Annotated in this window: 14 protein-coding genes; all 14 read right to left on the bottom strand. The window is 65.8% G+C overall.

The genetic code is table 11. The features are described from left to right. Nucleotides 1-130 precede the first annotated feature (130 nt). On the bottom strand, nt 131-1,138 hold the full coding sequence (rfaD, locus tag EJE94_RS10060) for an ADP-glyceromanno-heptose 6-epimerase (protein WP_121241109.1): 1,008 nt from the start codon (nt 1,136-1,138) through the stop codon (nt 131-133). Between the two features lie 11 nt (nt 1,139-1,149). Next, complete coding sequence (rfaE1, locus tag EJE94_RS10055; RefSeq protein WP_121241107.1) at nt 1,150-2,085, bottom strand: D-glycero-beta-D-manno-heptose-7-phosphate kinase; 936 nt, start codon at nt 2,083-2,085, stop codon at nt 1,150-1,152. Further along, the gene (locus tag EJE94_RS10050) at nt 2,082-3,404 is read right to left on the bottom strand and encodes a UDP-glucose dehydrogenase family protein (RefSeq protein ID WP_121241104.1); all 1,323 of its coding nucleotides are present in this window, start codon (nt 3,402-3,404) and stop codon (nt 2,082-2,084) included. The genes rfaE1 and EJE94_RS10050 overlap by 4 nt, the downstream gene beginning before the upstream one ends. A gap of 16 nt (nt 3,405-3,420) precedes the next feature. Further along, nucleotides 3,421-4,608 (bottom strand): lipopolysaccharide assembly protein LapB, encoded by a 1,188-nt coding sequence (lapB, locus tag EJE94_RS10045; RefSeq protein WP_121242213.1) that lies wholly within the window; start codon nt 4,606-4,608, stop codon nt 3,421-3,423. After that, on the bottom strand, nt 4,608-4,868 hold the full coding sequence (locus EJE94_RS10040) for a LapA family protein (RefSeq protein WP_121241102.1): 261 nt from the start codon (nt 4,866-4,868) through the stop codon (nt 4,608-4,610). Before EJE94_RS10040 ends, lapB begins: the two co-directional genes overlap by 1 nt. A gap of 90 nt (nt 4,869-4,958) precedes the next feature. Beyond that, nucleotides 4,959-5,243 carry an integration host factor subunit beta gene (locus EJE94_RS10035; RefSeq protein ID WP_121241100.1) on the bottom strand — a complete coding sequence of 95 codons (285 nt, stop codon included), beginning with the start codon at nt 5,241-5,243 and terminating at the stop codon, nt 4,959-4,961. Nucleotides 5,244-5,289: 46 nt separating this feature from the next. Next, the gene (rpsA, locus tag EJE94_RS10030; protein WP_121241098.1) at nt 5,290-6,999 is read right to left on the bottom strand and encodes a 30S ribosomal protein S1; all 1,710 of its coding nucleotides are present in this window, start codon (nt 6,997-6,999) and stop codon (nt 5,290-5,292) included. 73 nt (nt 7,000-7,072) lie between these two features. Next, nucleotides 7,073-9,034: a bifunctional 3-phosphoshikimate 1-carboxyvinyltransferase/cytidylate kinase gene (locus EJE94_RS10025; RefSeq protein WP_121241096.1), complete on the bottom strand. Its 1,962-nt coding sequence runs from the start codon at nt 9,032-9,034 to the stop codon at nt 7,073-7,075. 4 nt (nt 9,035-9,038) lie between these two features. Continuing rightward, nucleotides 9,039-9,932 carry a prephenate dehydrogenase gene (locus tag EJE94_RS10020; RefSeq protein ID WP_121241094.1) on the bottom strand — a complete coding sequence of 298 codons (894 nt, stop codon included), beginning with the start codon at nt 9,930-9,932 and terminating at the stop codon, nt 9,039-9,041. After that, on the bottom strand, nt 9,932-11,020 hold the full coding sequence (gene hisC, locus EJE94_RS10015) for a histidinol-phosphate transaminase (RefSeq protein WP_121241092.1): 1,089 nt from the start codon (nt 11,018-11,020) through the stop codon (nt 9,932-9,934). Before hisC ends, EJE94_RS10020 begins: the two co-directional genes overlap by 1 nt. A gap of 10 nt (nt 11,021-11,030) precedes the next feature. Then, nucleotides 11,031-12,128 carry a prephenate dehydratase gene (pheA, locus tag EJE94_RS10010; protein ID WP_121241090.1) on the bottom strand — a complete coding sequence of 366 codons (1,098 nt, stop codon included), beginning with the start codon at nt 12,126-12,128 and terminating at the stop codon, nt 11,031-11,033. Next, a complete protein-coding gene (locus EJE94_RS10005; RefSeq protein WP_121241088.1) occupies nt 12,128-13,312 on the bottom strand; it encodes a phosphoglycerate dehydrogenase in 1,185 nt (394 codons plus the stop codon). The genes pheA and EJE94_RS10005 overlap by 1 nt, the downstream gene beginning before the upstream one ends. Next, entirely contained in the window at nt 13,305-14,387 is a 1,083-nt protein-coding gene (gene serC / locus EJE94_RS10000) for a 3-phosphoserine/phosphohydroxythreonine transaminase (protein ID WP_121241085.1), read from the bottom strand. Before serC ends, EJE94_RS10005 begins: the two co-directional genes overlap by 8 nt. A 2-nt stretch (nt 14,388-14,389) precedes the next feature. Next, a complete protein-coding gene (gene gyrA / locus EJE94_RS09995; RefSeq protein ID WP_121241083.1) occupies nt 14,390-16,942 on the bottom strand; it encodes a DNA gyrase subunit A in 2,553 nt (850 codons plus the stop codon). Nucleotides 16,943-17,020 lie beyond the last annotated feature (78 nt).

Raw genomic sequence — 17,020 nt, 5'->3', positions numbered from 1 at the left:
GTGGTCTACTTTTGGCAAACCGTTGGCGATATCTCGCCATGGGGAACCCGCAGTGCGCGTGCAGCAGCGGCGGTTCCGCCTGTCGCGGAGGGCGGCGCAACCGCAAAAGATCCCGGGAGGGTTTGGTGGATTACTTCGCTGCGGCGAGGTGCTGGACGTACTTGGTCACGCCCTGCTCCACGGTCGCGAACTCGTCCGCGTAGCCGGCGGCGCGCAGCGCCGAGATGTCGGCGCGGGTGTAGCTCTGGTACTTGCCCCTGAGCGCATCGGGGAAGGGAATGTATTCGACGATGCCCTGCGCCACCATCTCCGCCAGGGACAGCGCCGGCTTGCCTTCCAGCGCGCGGCAGGCATTGACCGTCGAGGTGGCGATGTCGTTGAAGGGCTGGGCGCGGCCGGTGCCGAGGTTGAAGATGCCTGACCTTTCCGGGTGGTCGAGGAAGAACAGATTGACATTGACCACGTCGTCGATGAAGACGAAGTCGCGGCTCTGCGTGCCGTTGGCGTAGCCGTCGCAGCCCTCGAACAGCTTGACCTTGCCGGACTCGCGGTACTGGTTGAAATGGTGGAAGGCGACCGAGGCCATGCGCCCCTTGTGCTGCTCGCGCGGGCCGTAGACGTTGAAGTAGCGGAAACCCACCACCTGCGAGGAAAAGTCGGCGCTGGCGAGACGGCGGCGCACCACCTGGTCGAACAGGAACTTGGAGTAGCCGTAGACGTTGAGCGGGCCCTCGTGCTCGCGCGATTCCTTGAACACGCTGCCGCCGCCATAGACCGAGGCCGACGAGGCGTAGAGGTAAGGCACGTCCTGGTCGAGGCAGAAATCGAGCAGCGTGGTGGAGTAGCGGAAGTTGTTCTCCATCATGTAGCGGCCGTCGGTCTCCATGGTGTCGGAGCAGGCGCCCTCGTGGAAGATGGCGTCGACGGCGCCGTCGAAATAGCCGTCCTCGATGAGGCCGAGGAACTCGGCCTTGTCGAGGTAGTCGGCGATCTCGCAGTCGGTCAGGTTCCTGAACTTGTCGGCGTTTTTGAGGTTGTCGACGGCGATGATGTTGTCGATGCCGCGCGCGTTGAGCGCCTTGACGAGATTGGCGCCGATGAAGCCGCAGGCGCCGGTGACGATGGTGTAACTGGACATGGCGGGTTCTTTCAGTTGTTCCTGAGTTCTTCCAGCGAGCAGGTGGCGGTGCCGAGCTTGCCGACGACGATGCCGGCGGCGCGGTTGGCGAGCTTCATCGCCGCCGCCAGGCCCTGGCCGCTGGCGAGCATCACGGCCAGCGTCGCGATCACGGTGTCGCCCGCGCCGCTGACATCATAGACCTCGCGCGCCAGCGCCGGCTCGTGCAGGGCGCCGGCCGACGAAAACAGGGTCATGCCCTCCTCGGACCGCGTCAGCAGCAGCGCTTCGAAGCCGAGGTCCTCGCGCAAGCGCTCGACGCGCAAAGCCAAGTCATCATCGCTCGACCAGCGGCCCACGACCTGGCGCAGTTCGGCGCGGTTGGGCGTCAGCACGGTGGCGCCGGCGTAGCGCGCGTAGTCCTCGCCCTTGGGATCGACCAGCACCGGCTTGCAGGCGGCGCGGGCGAGGCGGATCATCTCGGCAATGTGGGCGAGCCCGCCCTTGCCGTAGTCGGAGAGAATCACGACGTCGCAGGCGGACAGCCGTTCCTCGAACTCGGCCAGCTTGGCACGCAGCACCTCGTGTGCCGGCCAGTTCTCGAAGTCGATGCGCAGCAGCTGCTGCTGGCGGCCAAGCACGCGCAGTTTGACGGTGGTGTTGAGCTGGGCATCCTCGTGCAGGCTGGCGTCGATGTTCGATGCCGCCAGCAGCCGCGCCAGCGACGCGCCAGCCTCGTCGGCGCCGACGACCGACAGCAGCGCCGTCCGTGCGCCCAGCGCGGAACAGTTGCGCGCGACGTTGGCCGCGCCGCCGGGGCGCTCCTCGGTGCGCTCGACCTTGACCACCGGCACCGGCGCCTCGGGTGAAATGCGCGAGACGTCGCCGAACCAGTAGCGGTCCAGCATCACGTCGCCGACGATGAGGAGGCGCGCGCCGCTCGTGTCGGGAATCGGCAGGTCGCTCATTTCCTGCCGATGGCGAAGTATTCGAGGCCGGCAGCCCGCGGGATGGCCGGTTCGTAGAGATTGCGGCCGTCGAAGATCACCGGGGTCTTGAGCTTCGCCTTGATCGCCTCGAAGTCGGGCGCGCGGAATTCCTTCCACTCGGTGACTATGGCCAGCACATCGGCGCCCTCGAGAGCGTCCATGGGGTTCCTGGCGTAAGCGAGGCGCGGCTCGTCGCCGTAGATGCGCTGGGCTTCGTGGGCGGCCACGGGGTCATAGGCGCGGATCCTGGCGCCGCGCTCGAACAGTTCGCCGATCAGCACTCGGCTGGGGGCCTCGCGCATGTCGTCGGTGTTGGGCTTGAAAGCCAGGCCCCACAGCGCGATGGTCTTGCCGGAGAGGTCTTCGCCGAGCCGGGCGACGATCTTCTTCGCCAGGACGTATTTCTGTTCCTCGTTGGCGTCCTCGACGGACTGGAGAATCTTGAGGCCCTGCCCGGCTTCCCGGGCGGTACGCACCAGCGCCTGGACGTCCTTGGGGAAGCATGACCCGCCGTAACCGCAACCGGGGTAGAGGAAATGGTAGCCGATGCGCGGGTCGGAGCCGATGCCCTGGCGCACGAGTTCGATGTCGGCGCCGAGCTTCTCGGCCAGGTTGGCCAGCTCGTTCATGAAGCTGATGCGAGTGGCGAGCATCGCGTTGGCGGCGTACTTGGTGAGTTCGGCGCTGCGCACATCCATGACGATGAGGCGCTCGTGGTTGCGCTGGAACGGTGCGTAGAGCTGGTGCATGAGTTCCCTGGCGCGGGCATCCTCGACGCCGACGACGATGCGGTCGGGCTTCATGAAGTCTTCGACCGCGGCGCCTTCCTTGAGGAATTCAGGGTTGGAGACGACGCTGTAGTCGGTATTGACGCCACGCGCCTTGAGTTCGTCGGCGATGGCGGCCTTGACCCTGTCGGCGGTACCGACGGGCACCGTCGACTTGTCGACGATGACCTTGTAGTCCTTCATGTGCCTGCCGATGCTGCGGGCGGCGGCGACGACGTACTGGAGGTCGGCCGAGCCGTCCTCGTCGGGCGGGGTGCCGACGGCGATGAACTGGATGGTGCCGTGGGCGACGGCTTCCTCGACGCTGGTGGTGAAGCGCAGGCGGCCGGCTTCCTTGTTGCGCCTGACCATGGCTTCGAGGCCGGGCTCGTAGATGGGGATGCCGCCTTCGTTGAGGATGCGGATCTTGTTGGCATCGACGTCGAGGCAGAGCACGTCGTTGCCGACGTCGGCGAGACAGGTGCCGGAAACCAGGCCGACGTAGCCGGTACCGATGACGGTGATTTTCATCTTTTTATGAACTCCCTCAAGGCGTCAAATCGAATTCTTCGGTGCGTTTGGGCGGGTAGGTCTCCCATTTGCCGCACGCGGGGCAGCGCCAGTGGAACTGGCGCGCCTTGAAGCCGCAGTGGTCGCAGCGGTAGCGCGCGACGCGGCGGGTGTGATTGTGAATGAGGTTCCTTACAAGTTCGAGTTCGGCGCGCCGCTCCGGCGGTGCCACCAGCACCTGCGCCTCGAGCAGCTTGTCGAGACCGAGCAGCGTCGGGTTGCGTGTCAGCTCGGCCCGCACCAGTTGATGAGCCGCCTCGGGGCCATTCTGCTCGCTTTCGGCGCGGAACGCGGTATCGAGCAGGTCCAGTGACGGGTGCCGTTCGAGATAGCCGCGCAGCAACTGCAGCCCCTGCTCGGCCTGCCCGGCCTGGCGATGCGCCTCCATCAGTTTTTCGGCGGCCAGGGACAGATAGACCGGGCTCTGCTGCTCGATGCGCTTCCAAGCCTCGATGGCCGCCGCGAGGTCGCCGGCGGCCACGGCAGTCTCCCCTTCGAGCAGGGTGGCCCGCACGCACTTGCGATTGGCCTTGAGCGCCTCGGCGAGCTGACCGCGGGCCTCGGCCGCATGTCCATGCAGCAGTTCGCTCGAGGCCAGTTCGCAGCGGAACTGGGCGATTTCCTTCTGCCACATGTGGTCGGCGTGATCGGGCAGCGCATCGGCCATGGCGATGGCCTTGGCCCATTCCTTTTCCTGCTGGTAGATCTCGATCAGCGCCCGCAGCGCCTCCTCGTCGCGCGAGGTGCTCCGCAGCTTCTGGAAGATTTCCTCGGCGCGATCGAGCAGGCCGGCCTTGAGATAATCCTGGCCGAGTTCGGACAGCGCGTGCAGGCGCTGTTCGTCGGTGAGTTCGGTCAGGGTGCCGTCGCGCTCCACCAGGTTCTGATGGACACGGATGGCGCGGTCGGTTTCGCCGCGCCGGCGGAACAGGCTGCCGAGGGCGAAGTGCAGCTCGACGGTTTCCGGATCAATCCTGGCGGCTTCGATGAAGGCTTCGATGGCCCGGTCCGGCTGCTCGTTGAGCAGGAAGTTGAGTCCCTTGAAATACGAACGCGGCAAGGCCCGCGACTCGCGTATGACATGCTCGATGTCGATGCGCGCCGCCACCCAGCCCAGCCCGAAGAAGAGGGGCAGAGCCAGCAGCCACCAGAGCTCGATCTCGATCATGTCGGTTCCCTCGGGCCGGCATCGAGCTGCGCGCGCAGTCGCGCCAGTTCGCGGCGCTGCCGCGCCCATACGCCGAGCACCGCTGCCAGGCCGATGACAACCCCGGCGGTGAAGGCGAGCAGCAGCACCAGCGACAGCGGCGCCTGCCAGCTCTGATTGAGGAAGAAGCGCAGCTCGACACTGCCGCCGTTCTTGATGGCAAGACCGAACAGCAGGATGAAGATGACCGCGCGCAGCAGCCAGACCAGCGTCCTCATCGGCCGGTCTCCACACTGCCGTGCTCAAGAAAAAGGCGGGCGGCACCCGCTAGAGACACCGCCCGCCCGAGCATGCATTTCAGCACCGTCTTATTCCGGTTTGTCGACCCGCTCGCGCAGTTCCTTGCCGGCCTTGAAATGCGGCACGTACTTGGCCGGCACCTCGACACGCTCGCCGGACTTCGGATTGCGCCCGACGCGCGGCGGCCGGTGGTTGAGGGAGAAACTGCCGAAGCCGCGGATCTCGATGCGGTCGCCGCGGGCAAGCGCCGCGGTCATCGCATCGAGAATCACCTTGACGGCGAAATCGGCGTCCTTGGCCACGAGCTGGGGGAATCGCTCCGCCAGCTGGGCGATCAACTCGGACTTGGTCATCACGACAGGTCGATGAACAGGTTCTTGACGTCGGTTGCCGTTCGCCTTACTGCTGGTTCAGCTTGGCCTTGAGCAGGGCGCCGAGGTTGGTCGTGCCGCTGCTGGCGGAACTGCTGTCCGAAGCCAGCTTCTGCATCGCCTCGTTCTGCTCGACCTGGTCCTTGGCCTTGATCGACAGGCTGATCGAACGCGTCTTGCGATCGACGTTGATGATCAGGGCCTCGACCGAGTCGCCGACCTTGAGGTGCTGCGACAGGTCCTCGATGCGGTCGCGCGAGAACTCGGAGACGCGCAGGTAGCCCTCGACATCGCTGCCGAGTTCGATCACCGCGCCGCGCTGGTCGACGCTCTTCACCGTGCCGGTGACCAGGCTGTTCTTGTCGTGGGTGGCGATGAAGCTGGTGAAGGGGTCGCCGTCCATCTGCTTGATGCCCAGGGAAATGCGCTCCTTCTCGACATCGATCGACAGCACCATGGCCTCGACCTCGTCACCCTTCTTGTAGTTCTGCTTGGCCTCGTCGCCGGTGGCGGACCAGGACAGGTCGGACAGGTGCACCAGGCCGTCGATGCCGCCGGGCAGACCGATGAAGATGCCGAAGTCGGTAATCGACTTGATGGCGCCCTTCACCTTGTCACCCTTCTTGTGGTTCATGGCGAAGTCGTCCCACGGGTTCGACTGGCACTGCTTCATGCCGAGCGAAATGCGGCGACGCTCCTCGTCGATTTCGAGGATCATGACCTCGACCTCGTCGCCCAGCTGGACGACCTTGGACGGGTGGATGTTCTTGTTGGTCCAGTCCATCTCGGAAACGTGCACCAGGCCTTCGATGCCCTGCTCGATCTCGACGAAGGAGCCGTAGTCGGTCAGGTTGGTGACCTTGCCGAACAGGCGCGTGCCGGACGGGTAACGACGGGAGATGCCCACCCACGGATCTTCGCCGAGCTGCTTCATGCCCAGCGACACGCGGTTCTTCTCCTGGTCGAACTTGAGCACCTTGGCGGTGACCTCGTCGCCGACGTTGATGACTTCGCTGGGGTGACGCACGCGGCGCCAGGCCAGGTCGGTGATGTGCAGCAGGCCGTCGATGCCGCCGAGGTCCACGAACGCGCCGTAGTCGGTGATGTTCTTGACGATGCCCTTGACGATGGTGCCTTCCTGCAGGTTCTCCAGCAGCTTCTGGCGTTCTTCGCCCATGTTGGCCTCGAGCACGGCACGACGCGAAACGACGACGTTGTTGCGCTTGCGGTCGAGCTTGATGACCTTGAATTCGAATTCCTTGCCCTCGAACGGGGTGGTGTCCTTGACCGGACGGGTGTCGACCAGCGAACCGGGCAGGAAGGCGCGAATGCCATTGACCATGACGGTCAGGCCGCCCTTGACCTTGCCGGTGATGACGCCCTTGACCAGGATCTGGTCGGTCAGTGCCTTGTCGAGGTCGTTCCAGGCGGCGATGCGCTTGGCCTTGTCGCGCGACAGGCGGGTCTCGCCGTAGCCGTCCTCGAGCATCTCGATGGCGACCAGGACGAAGTCGCCCGGGTTGGCTTCGACTTCACCGCGGTCGTTCTTGAATTCCTCGGCCGGGATGAAAGATTCGGATTTGAGTCCGGCGTTCACGACCACGAAATTCTGGTCGACGCGGACAACTTCGGCCGTGATGACTTCGCCGGCGCGCATTTCTTTGAGCGTCAGGCTTTCCTCGAAGAGGGCGGCGAAGGATTCGGCGGGATTCACGGCAACAGCGGCGGTAGCAGACATAGACATTGACACTTCCATTTGCCACGCGAAGGTGGCGGGTTGGTTGAACATTGCCGCGAAGGTCTGGCAACCCTCACGACACCACTTGCGGCAGCTTCCTCCGGACAATGTCCAGCACGGCGGCCACCGCCTCGTCGATGCCCAGCGGCGTGGTATCCACCAGCTCGGCATCCTCTTCCTGCTTGAGCGGAGCGACGCTTCTCGCGGCGTCGCGGGCATCGCGCTCCCGCAGTTCCTGCAGAATGTCCTGCAAAAGGGGACGCATGTTAGCAGGCATTCCCTTCCCGATCAACTGCTTATGGCGTCTTTCGGCGCGTGCTTCGGCCGATGCCGTCAGGAACACCTTGACCGGTGCCTCGGGGAACACCACCGAGCCCATGTCGCGGCCATCGGCCACCAGTCCCGGCAGGCGCCGATAGGCGCGCTGGCGTTCGAGCAGCGCGGTGCGCACGGCGGGAAGCGCCGCCACTTTCGAGGCGCCGACGCCGATCTCCTCGGCGCGGATGGCCTCGGTCACGTCATCGCCGGCCAGCAGGATGCGGTCGCCGGGGAATTCGGCCGGCAGCGTCGCCGCGACCGCGGCTACACCGGTTTCGTCGTCCAGCGCGACGCCGGCGCGCAACGCCGCCAGCGCGGTCAGGCGGTAGAGCGCGCCGCTGTCGAGGAAATGAAAGCCGAGCGTTTCAGCGACGCGTTGCGCCACCGTGCCCTTGCCCGAGGCCGAAGGTCCGTCGATGGCGATCACCGGCGCGGCGATCCGGCCGAAGCGATCGAAGTAGTCGGGGAAGGTCTTGGCCACGCACTTCGGGTCGTTGATGCGCAGGGGCACGCCGCCGAGCGCCACCAGCGAGAAGCACATCGCCATGCGGTGGTCGTCGTAGGTGTCGATGGCGGCATTGCGCGAATAAGTCGGCGCCGGTGCTACGGTGATCCAGTCCGCGCCCTCCTCCACCGCTGCGCCGAGCTTGCGCAGCTCGGCCGCCATGGCCGCGATGCGGTCGGTCTCCTTGACGCGCCACGAGGCGATGTTGCGCAGGGTGCACGGCCCGTCGGCAAACAGCGCCGCCACGGCCAGCGTCATCGCGGCATCGGGGATGTGATTGAGGTCGAGGTCGAAGGCCTTCAACTTCCCGGTGGCAGGTGCACTCGCTTCGATCCAGTTCTCGCCCATCTCGATGCGGGCGCCCATGACGGCCAGCGCCTCGGCGAATCTCACGTCGCCCTGGATGCTGCCCCGCCCAACCCCTTCGACCCGCACCGGTCCGCCGCCGATGGCGCCGGCGGCGAGGAAGTAGGAGGCGCCCGAAGCATCGCCTTCGACGTGGACGACACCCGGGCTGACATAGCGTTGGCCGCCGCGAAGGGTGAAGCGCTGCCAGCCCTCGCGCTCGACCGTCACGCCGAAGCGCGACATGAGGTTCAGGGTGATCTCGATATAGGGCTTGGAGATCAGCTCGGTCGTCATTTCGATCACGGCCGTCTCGCCGGTGAGCGGCAGCGCCATCAGCAGCGCGGTGAGGAACTGCGAGGAGACATCGCCGCGAACGCGAATCGGCGCCGCCAGTTTCACCGCCGCCGGGAATATCTCCAGCGGCGGAAAACCATCCTTGCCCGCATAGCGCACATCGGCGCCGATCTGGCGCAGGCCGTCGACGAGATCGCCGATCGGCCGCTCGTGCATGCGCGGCACGCCGCTCAGCCGATAGTGGCCGCCGGACAAGGCCAGCGCCGCCGTCAGCGGGCGGATCGCCGTGCCGGCATTGCCCATGAATAGATCGCCGCTCTTGCCCGGGAAAGGGCCGCCGCAGCCCGTGATCCGATAGGCATTGACACCGGTCACCGTCACGCCAACGCCGACTTTTTTCAGGGCCTCGAGCATCACTTTCGTGTCGTCGGAATCGAGCAGGTCGCGAATTTCGGTCTCGCCCTGCGCCAGCGCCGCCAGCAGCAGCATGCGGTTGGAGATGCTCTTGGAGCCGGGCAGGCGGACCGTGCCAGCGGCGCGCGTCAGCGCGGGAAGATCGATGTGTTCCATAAATTTATTCGCCTATTGAAGGCGCCAGGGAATCGAGCCAGGCGTCGCGCCGCGCGCGTGCCGTGGCGAACATGGCCTCGAGGCCGGCGCTGTCGGCGGAAGCCAGCAGCACCCGGGCACGCAGCAACTCGGCCAGGTAGGCATCGAGTTCGGCCAGCAGCGCGATGCGGTTGGCGAGGCAGATGTCGCGCCACATCTCGGGGTGGCTGCTGGCGATGCGGGTGAAATCGCGGAAGCCGCCGGCGGCGAAGCCGAAGAGCTGGTCGGCATTGGCGCGGCTGGCGAGGTCGTGCACCAGGGCGAAGGCCAGCAGGTGCGGCAGGTGGCTCACCGCGGCGAAGACGCGGTCGTGCTCGTCGGGGGCGAGTTGCGAGACATTCGCACCGCAGAGTTCCCAAACCGCGCGGACGGCCGCCACGTCTCCCGGCGCATTTTCGGACAGCGGCGTCAGCACCACGCGCTTGTCGCGGTAAAGGTCGGCTTTCGCCGCGGCGACCCCGCTCTTCTCGGCGCCGGCGATCGGATGGCCCGGCACGAACTGGCCGATCCTGTCGCCAAAGGCCGAGCGTGCGGCCGCGACCACATCGGACTTGGTGCTGCCACCGTCGGTGACAATGGTCCACGGTTCGAGATGCGGCACCAGCGCCCGCATCACCGCCGGCATCTGGCCGACCGGCATGCCGAGCAGAACCAGGTCGGCGCCGGCCAGCGCCGTGGCCCAGTCGGTCTCGATCTCGTCGATGACGCCGAGTTGCAGCGCCTGCTCGAGCGGTGCACGGGTACGGCCCATGCCGACGAAGCGTACCTCCTGCCGTAGCGCCAGCGCCGACTTTTTGAGCGCCAGCGCGAACGAGCCGCCGATCAGCCCGACGCCGCAGATGACAACCTTGCTCGCCATCAGAGCGATATTTCCAGCGCTTCGAGGAAGCGCAGGTTCTCGGTCTCGCGGCCGATGGTCACGCGCAGGTGGTTGGGCAGGCCGTAGCCGCCGATGGGGCGCACGATCACGCCCTGCCGCAGCAGCTTCTGGTTGGCCGCCGCGCCGTCGGACACGGCGAAGGTGACGAAGTTGCCGTGCGAGGGAATATGCTCGAGGCCGAGGCGCTTGAGGCCGGCGACGATCTGCTCCATGCCGCGGCGGTTGAGTTCGTAGGACTCGGCGATGAACAGGTGGTCGTCGAGCGCCGCGCAGGCCGCCGCGATGGCGAGGTTGTTGACGTTGAAAGGCTGGCGCACGCGATTGAGCAGGTCGGCGACTTCACTTGATGCCACGGCATAGCCAACGCGCAGGCCGGCCAGGCCATGGATCTTGGAGAAGGTGCGGGTGATGATCAGGTTGGGGAAATCCCTGATCCAGGCTACGGTGTCGACGCGCTCGGCCGGCGGCAGGTATTCGTTGTAGGCCTCGTCCAGCACCACCGCGACGTCCGCCGGCACGGCCTGGAGGAAAGCCTTCACCTCGGCATAAGGCAGGAAGTTGCCGGTCGGGTTGTTGGGGTTGGCGATCCAGACGACGCGGGTATCGGGGCGGATCGCCGCACGCATGGCAGCGAGGTCGTGGCCGTAGTGTCTGGCGGGCACGGCGATGCACTCGCCGCCGGCGCTCATGGTCGCCAGCGGATAGACGGCGAAGGCATGCTGCGAGAAAACCGAGGAGCGGCCCGGGGCGAGGAACACACGCGCCGCCAGGTCGAGCACGTCGTTGGAACCGTTGCCGAGCACGATCTGGTTTTGCGCCACGCCGAGGCGCTCGGCCAATGCGGCGATCAACTCGAACTGGTCGGGATAACGCTCGATGCCCGCAATGGCCTTTTCGACCGCAGCGCGCGCCTTCGGGCTCATGCCCAACGGATTCTCGTTCGATGCGAGCTTGACGATGCTCTCGACCGCGAGGCCCATCTCGCGAGCCAGCGCGGTGATCGGCTTGCCCGGAACGTAGGGCGAAATGGCGCGGATGTAGGCCGGTGCCTGGGCGGCGATGCTCATGGTGAAACCCTCACTGGCTGGAGCGGGGATAGGAACCCAACTCTTTCAGGAAACCGACGCAGCCGCGCAGGTCGTCGAGCGCCGCGGCCACGCGCGGATCAGATCGATGGCCCTCGACGTCGATGAAAAACACGTACTCCCAGCGGCTGCCGCCGAAGCCGCGCGCCGGCCGCGACTCGAACTTGGTCATCGACACGCCGTGTTCCTTCAGCGGCGTCAGCAGGTCGTGCACGGCGCCCGGCTTGTTCTGCGCGGAGCAGACGAAAGAGGTGCGATCCTGCCCTGATGGACCGGAGTCGTGCGTGGCGACAACGAGGAAGCGCGTGGTGTTGTTGGGGTCGTCCTCGATGCTGGTCGCCAGCAGATTGAGGCCGTAGAGCTTGGCCGCCGCCTCGCCGGCGATGGCGCAGGACGCGGCATCCTCCGAGGCCATGCGCGCCGCCTCGGCGTTGCTGGCGACAGGCACCCGCTGCAGCGTCGCGAGATTGCGGTTGAGCCATTCGTGGCACTGGGCCAGCGACTGGGCATGCGAATACAGCTTCGTCACGCCGGCCAGCGATTCGGCCTTGGACAGTAGGTTCTGGTGGATGCGCAGATTGACCTCGCCGCAGATCTGCAAGGGGGACGACACCAGCAGGTCGAGCGTGCGGCCGATGGCGCCTTCGGTGGAGTTCTCCACCGGCACCACGCCGTAATCGGCATTGCCCGATTCGACGGCGCGGAAAACGTCGTCGATCGCGCCACAGGGGCTCAGCGCCGGCGCCGAGCCGAAATGCTTCTTGGCGGCGCTCTCCGAGAAGGTTCCGGCCGGGCCGAGATAGGCGATACGCAGCGGCTGCTCCAGCGCCAGGCAGGCCGACATGATCTCGCGGAAAATCTGGCGGATCGAGCCTTCCGGTAGCGGCCCCGTGTTCGCCTCGGCCAGGCGGCGCAGCACCTGCGACTCGCGCTCGGGCCGGTAGATGTTGCCGTGCTTGATCTCGCCGATGCGATGGGCCAGCTTGGCGCGTTCGTTGATCAGGCCCAGCATCTGGTCGTCGAGCGCATCGATGCCCTGCCGCAAACGGCCGAGCTCTTCCTGCTCCAGTTTCGTCGGATCCGCCGCCATCAGCCTTCCACCGGCAGATAGCGCACCGCCAGCACGCCTTCGATTTTCGCGATCGCCTCGATCACTTTCTTCGGCACCTTGCTGTCCACATCCACCAGCGTATAGGCGATGTCGCCCTTCGACTTGTTCATCATGTTGTGGATGTTGAGCTTGGCCCCGGCCATGGCCGTCGAGATCTGGCCGAGCATGTTCGGGACGTTGGCATTGGCGACGGCGATGCGGAACTTCGACTCGCGCGGCATCGCGACATTCGGGAAATTCACCGCGTTGACCACGTTGCCGTCGAGCAGGTAATCGCGCAGCTGGTCGGCGACCATGGTGGCGCAGTTCTCCTCGGCCTCGCGCGTCGAAGCGCCGAGATGCGGCAGCGCGACGACGTGGGGATTGCCGTTGACCTTGGGGCTGGGGAAGTCGCAGACATAGCTGCCGAGTTTCCGTGCCTCCAGCGCCGCCAGCACCGCCGCCTCGTCGACCACGCCTTCGCGCGAGAAATTCAGCAGCACGGCGCCATGTTTCATGTGCGTCAGCGATTCGGCATTGATCATGTGGCGCGTCGCCTCGACCAGCGGCACATGCAGCGAGACGAAATGCGAGTGCTTGAGCACTTCGGTCACAAAGTTGGCCTTCTTCACCTTCGACGACAGGCTCCAGGCCGCCTCGACGGTGATCTCCGGGTCGTAGCCGAGCACGTTCATGCCCATCTTCAGCGCCATGTCGGCGACGAGGCGGCCGATCATGCCGAGGCCGATGACGCCCAGCGTATGGCCGGCCAACTCGTAGCCGGCGTAGGTCTTCTTGCCGTCCTCGACCTTCTTTTCCATCTCCGGGTCGGCCGGATCGAGGCCGACGACGAAGCACATGGCACCGCCGATGTTGCGCGCCGCCATCAGCATGCCGGCCAGCACCAGTTCCTTGACGGCATTGGCGTTGGCGCCGGGCGCATTGAACACCGGCACGCCGCGGGCGCTCATGGCATTGACCGGGATGTTGTTGGTGCCCGATCCGGCGCGGCCGATGGCCAGCACGCTCTTCGGGATGTCCATGCCGTGCATGTCGGCCGAGCGCACCAGCACCGCATCGGGCCTGGCGATGTCCTTGCCGGCGACGAAGCGCTCCGCCGGCAGGCGGGCCAGCCCCTTGGCCGAGACGTTGTTGAGAACCAGAACCTGGAAGGGCTCAGCCATGGCTCTTTTCGAATTCGCGCATGTAATCGACCAGGGCCTTGACGCCCGCGACCGGCATCGCGTTGTAGATCGAGGCGCGCATGCCGCCGACCGAGCGGTGGCCCTTGAGCTGGGTCATGCCGCGTTCCTTGGCGCCCTTGAGGAAGGCCTCGTCGAGCGCGGCATCCTTGAGGGTGAACGGGACGTTCATGCGCGAGCGGTCGGCCGGGTTGACCGGGTTGCGGTAGAAGTCGGTGGTGCCGAGGTAATCGTAGAGCAGCTTCGACTTCTCGACGTTCTTCCGCTCCATCGCCGCGACGCCGCCGTTCTTCTTGAGCCACTGGAACACCAGGCCGGCGATGTAGATCGAATAGGTCGGCGGCGTGTTGTACATGGACTCGGCGTCGACGTGGGTCTTGTAGTCGAGCATGGGCGGCGGCGTCGGCTGGGCCTTGCCGACGAGGTCGTCGCGGACGATGACGATGGTCAGGCCGGCCGGGCCGATGTTCTTCTGCGCGCCGGCGTAGATCAGGCCGTACTTGCTGACATCGATGGCCCGCGACAGGATGTTCGAGGACATGTCGCAGACCAGCGGCACGTCGCCGGTCTCCGGCGTCCACTGGAATTCGACGCCGCCGATGGTCTCGTTGGCGGTGTAATGGACATAGGCTGCGTTCTTGTCGAGCTTCCAGCCAGCCTGCGCCGGCGCGTAGGTGAAAGCCTTGTCCTCGGCGCTGGCCACGACATTGACGTTGCCGAAAATCCTGGCGGCCTTGATCGCCTTCTTCGCCCACTCGCCGGTATGGACATAGTCGGCCGTGCCCTTGCCGCGCAGCAGGTTGATGGGGATCATCTCGAACTGCAGCGAGGCGCCGCCCTGCAGGAACAGCACCTTGTAGTTGGCCGGTATGCCCATCAGTTCGCGCAGGTCCGCCTCGGCGGCGGCGGCGATGCCCATGAACTCCTTGCCGCGGTGGCTCATTTCCATCACCGACTGGCCGGAACCGTGCCAATCCACCATCTCCTCGGCGGCCTGGCGCAGCACCTCCTCGGGCAGGGTGGCGGGACCGGCGCTGAAATTGAATACGCGAGACATGATTACTCCTCCCCTTCCTCTTCTTCGGATTCGATGACTTTCTCGATGCCGGCCAGCTTGGTGCCGTCATCGAGGTTGATGAGCCTCACGCCCTGGGCCGAGCGGCCGGTCTCGCGCACCTGCGCGACTTTGCTGCGGATCAGCACGCCGCCGGTCGAAATCAGCATGACCTCGTCCGTTTCCTGAACCAGGATCGCGCCGATCACCGCACCGTTGCGCTCCGACGTGCTGATGGCGATCATGCCCTTGGTGCCACGGCCGTGCTTGGTGTAATCGGTGATCGGGGTGCGCTTGCCATAGCCGTTCTCGGTCGCGGTCAGCACGTTGAGGCTCTCGTCCTTGGCCACCAGCATGCAGATCACGCGCTGCCCGTCCTCCAGCATCATGCCGCGCACGCCGCGCGCCGCGCGACCCATCGGCCGCACGTCGTCCTCGGCGAAACGCACCGCCTTGCCGGCGTCGGAGAACAGCATGACGTCGAAGCTGCCGTCGGTGATGGCCACGCCGATCAGGTAATCGCCCTCGTCGAGGCCGACCGCGATGATGCCGGCCTTGCGCGGGTTGGAGAAGTCGGACAGCGGCGTCTTCTTGACCGTGCCCATCGCCGTGGTCATGAAGACATAGTGCTGCTCGTCGAATTCCTTGACCGGCAGCACGGCGGTGATCTTCTCGCCCTCCTCGAGCGGGAAGAGATTGACGATGGGCTTGCCGCGCGAAATGCGCGTGCCCTCCGGCACCTCGTAGACCTTGAGCCAGTACACGCGGCCGCGGCTGGAGAAGCACAGGATGTAGTCGTGGGTATTGGCGACGAACAGGTGGTCGACGAAATCGTCTTCCTTGATCGCCGCCGCCTGCTTGCCGCGACCGCCGCGCTTCTGCGTGCGGTAGTCGTCGAGCGGCTGGCGCTTGATGTAGCCGCCATGCGACATGGTCACCACCATGTCCTCGCGCGCGATCAGGTCCTCGAGGTTGATATCGGCCGTCTGCAGCACGATTTCGGAGCGGCGCTTATCGCCGAACTGGGCCTTGATCGCGGTGAGTTCGGCGACGATGATCTGGGTGATGCGCTCGGGACGGGCGAGGATGTCGAGCAGGTCGGCGATCTGTTCCATCACCTCGCGGTACTCGGTGACGATCTTGTCCTGTTCCAGCCCGGTCAGGCGCTGCAGGCGCAGTTCGAGGATCGCCTGGGCCTGAACGTCCGACAACAGGTAGCCGCGACGCGACATGCCGAACTCGGGCGCCAGGCCCTCGGGGCGTGACGCTTCGGCCGCGGCCCGCGCCAGCATCTCCTCGACCACGGTCGACTTCCAGGTGCGCGCCATCAGGTCGCGCTTGGCGTCGGCCGGCGTCGGCGCCGCCTTGATCAGGGCGATGATGTCGTCGACGTTGGACAGCGCCACCGCCAGGCCTTCGAGGATGTGGCCGCGGTCGCGCGCCTTCCTCAGCTCGAACACCGTGCGCCGCGTCACCACCTCGCGGCGATGCGACAGGAAGCACTCCAGCAGCTGCTTGAGATTGAGCAGCTGCGGGCGGCCGTCGACCAGGGCCACCATGTTCATGCCGAAGGTGTCCTGCAGCTGGGTCTGCTTGTAGAGGTTGTTGAGCACGACCTCGGGCACCTCGCCGCGCTTGAGTTCGATCACCAGGCGCATGCCGGACTTGTCCGATTCGTCCTGGATGTGGGCGATGCCCTCGATCTTCTTTTCGTTGACCAGCTCGGCGATCTTTTCCTGCAGGGTCTTCTTGTTGACCTGGTAGGGCAGCTCGTCGACGATGATGGCCTGCTTGCCGCCCTTTTCCAGGTCCTCGAAATGGGTGCGGGCACGCATCACCACGCGGCCGCGGCCGGTCAGATAGCCCTCGCGCACCCCGGAAACGCCGTAGATCAGTCCTGCGGTCGGGAAGTCCGGTGCCGGCAGGATCTTGATCAGTTCATCGATGTCGATGGCCGGATTGTCGAGAACGGCCAGGCAGGCGTCGACGACTTCGTTGAGGTTGTGCGGCGGGATGTTGGTCGCCATGCCCACCGCGATGCCGGCGCTGCCGTTGATCAGCAGGTTGGGGATGCGCGCCGGCATGACCAGCGGCTCATGCTCCGAGCCGTCGTAGTTCGGCCCGAAGTCCACCGTTTCCTTGTCGAGGTCGGCCAGCAGTTCGTGGCCGATCCGCGCCATGCGCACTTCCGTGTAACGCATCGCCGCCGCATTGTCGCCGTCGACCGAGCCGAAGTTGCCCTGGCCGTCGACCAGCATGTAGCGCAGCGAAAAGTCCTGCGCCATGCGCACGATGGTGTCGTAGGCGGCGGTGTCACCGTGCGGATGGTACTTGCCGATGACGTCGCCGACGATGCGCGCCGACTTCTTGTAGGCCTTGTTCCAGTCGTTGCCGAGTTCGTGCATGGCGAACAGCACGCGGCGATGCACGGGCTTGAGGCCGTCGCGCGCATCCGGCAGGGCACGGCCGACGATCACGCTCATGGCGTAATCGAGGTAGGAGTGGCGCATCTCCTCTTCTAGGCTGATGGGGAGAATTTCTTTGGCGAAGGAAGTCATATGTCCGTCAATGGCGCCCGCGCAGCGGACCGGCGAAAAGCATAAATCTTACCATGCCGACCAGCCCCGACCTGCCAG

The sequence above is a fragment of the Sulfurisoma sediminicola genome (assembly GCF_003865015.1).
Lineage (GTDB): Bacteria > Pseudomonadota > Gammaproteobacteria > Burkholderiales > Rhodocyclaceae > Sulfurisoma > Sulfurisoma sediminicola.
The sequence above is the reverse complement of the archived record's forward strand: the minus strand, read 5'-3'. Positions and strand labels throughout refer to the sequence as shown.

Bases quoted from the DNA above. Each gene is read 5' to 3' on its own strand.
- rfaD (WP_121241109.1), bottom strand. From the start codon at position 1,138: ATGTCCAGTTACACCATCGTCACCGGCGCCTGCGGCTTCATCGGCGCC.
- rfaE1 (WP_121241107.1), bottom strand. From the start codon at position 2,085: ATGAGCGACCTGCCGATTCCCGACACGAGCGGCGCGCGCCTCCTCATC.
- EJE94_RS10050 (WP_121241104.1), bottom strand. From the start codon at position 3,404: ATGAAAATCACCGTCATCGGTACCGGCTACGTCGGCCTGGTTTCCGGC.
- EJE94_RS10040 (WP_121241102.1), bottom strand. From the start codon at position 4,868: ATGAGGACGCTGGTCTGGCTGCTGCGCGCGGTCATCTTCATCCTGCTG.
- EJE94_RS10035 (WP_121241100.1), bottom strand. From the start codon at position 5,243: ATGACCAAGTCCGAGTTGATCGCCCAGCTGGCGGAGCGATTCCCCCAG.
- rpsA (WP_121241098.1), bottom strand. From the start codon at position 6,999: ATGTCTGCTACCGCCGCTGTTGCCGTGAATCCCGCCGAATCCTTCGCC.
- EJE94_RS10025 (WP_121241096.1), bottom strand. From the start codon at position 9,034: ATGGAACACATCGATCTTCCCGCGCTGACGCGCGCCGCTGGCACGGTC.
- EJE94_RS10020 (WP_121241094.1), bottom strand. From the start codon at position 9,932: ATGGCGAGCAAGGTTGTCATCTGCGGCGTCGGGCTGATCGGCGGCTCG.
- hisC (WP_121241092.1), bottom strand. From the start codon at position 11,020: ATGAGCATCGCCGCCCAGGCACCGGCCTACATCCGCGCCATTTCGCCC.
- pheA (WP_121241090.1), bottom strand. From the start codon at position 12,128: ATGGCGGCGGATCCGACGAAACTGGAGCAGGAAGAGCTCGGCCGTTTG.
- EJE94_RS10005 (WP_121241088.1), bottom strand. From the start codon at position 13,312: ATGGCTGAGCCCTTCCAGGTTCTGGTTCTCAACAACGTCTCGGCCAAG.
- serC (WP_121241085.1), bottom strand. From the start codon at position 14,387: ATGTCTCGCGTATTCAATTTCAGCGCCGGTCCCGCCACCCTGCCCGAG.
- gyrA (WP_121241083.1), bottom strand. From the start codon at position 16,942: ATGACTTCCTTCGCCAAAGAAATTCTCCCCATCAGCCTAGAAGAGGAG.